The sequence below is a fragment of the Vibrio sp. 2132-1 genome (genome assembly GCF_033344315.1).
Window position 1 is genome coordinate 1 of the sequence record NZ_JAWPON010000107.1, and the last position, 1046, is coordinate 1046.

General features: G+C 48.2%; 1 protein-coding gene. It reads right to left on the reverse strand.

All coding sequences use genetic code 11. The features are described from left to right. Positions 1 to 1046, reverse strand: a 1046-nt coding sequence (locus R8N47_RS23745; protein WP_318185919.1) for a histidine kinase dimerization/phospho-acceptor domain-containing protein, incomplete at both ends; no start/stop codon positions are given.

Below are 1046 nucleotides of genomic sequence, written 5' to 3' on the forward strand. Positions count from 1 at the left end.
TTTTGCTCGTGCAATGAGACAAGTAATTTGACATGACCACGCTCGGTGAATTTGACCGCGTTGCTAAGTAAGTTATTGAGCACCTGCTTCAGACGCCCTTCATCTCCTTGTACTTCAGCGGGCAACTTAGGGTCGATATCACTGAGCAATTGCAAATTCTTTTGCTGCGCTTTTACTGTGTGTAAGCTGATCACATCCTTCAATAACTGGCGAAAATGATACGTCTCGCTGGCGAGTTCCACCTTCCCCGCTTCGACTTTGGAGAAATCGAGGATGTCATCAATAATGGTCATGAGCGATTGCGATGAGTTATCGATGATCTCCACAAATTCTTTTTGCTGCGGATCGAGCTTAGTATCACTAAGCAGCGACGCCACACCAATAATGCCATTCATAGGGGTGCGAATCTCGTGGCTCATGGTCGCGAGAAACTCACTTTTCTTGCGATTGGCGACTTCCGCCTTATCTCGCTCGGCTTCTAACTCGGCTTGATGCTCACGCACTTTTTGCACGCTTCGATTGTATTTTTGCGCCAACAAGCTGACTTCATCAAAACACCAACGTTTGGGCAGCGTGACCGTACTCGGCGCATTACCGCCGCTAAAATCACTCACCGCACCGGAAAGCAACTGCAAAGGATTCACCAATAAACGGAAGGCAACCCACAACACCCCAACCATCAACAGCAAAATTTTTATCGCTTCTGTCGTGAGTAGAAAAAAGAACTGTTGCCATAAATCTTGATAGACGGCGCTAAGGTCAGATTGCACAGTCAGCTCTGCAAGCTCAAACGTTTTTTCACCCACACTAAACTGCATCGGCCAACGCCTCTCAACCACATCTTGCGTGATTTCTGTTCCGAGCTCGATGATAACTTCGTCTTTGGTAGCAATGCGTAGGTAATCCACCGAAGGCAAACGCATCGCCCCCAGCGCTTGGGTGAGTAACAGCTCACGGTCTTCAACCCACAAACTGGCTGAAAAGCTGGAGAGGTAGCTCGACTCCACTTGTTTTAAGTCGGTGTCGAGATGGGACAACTCTTCTTG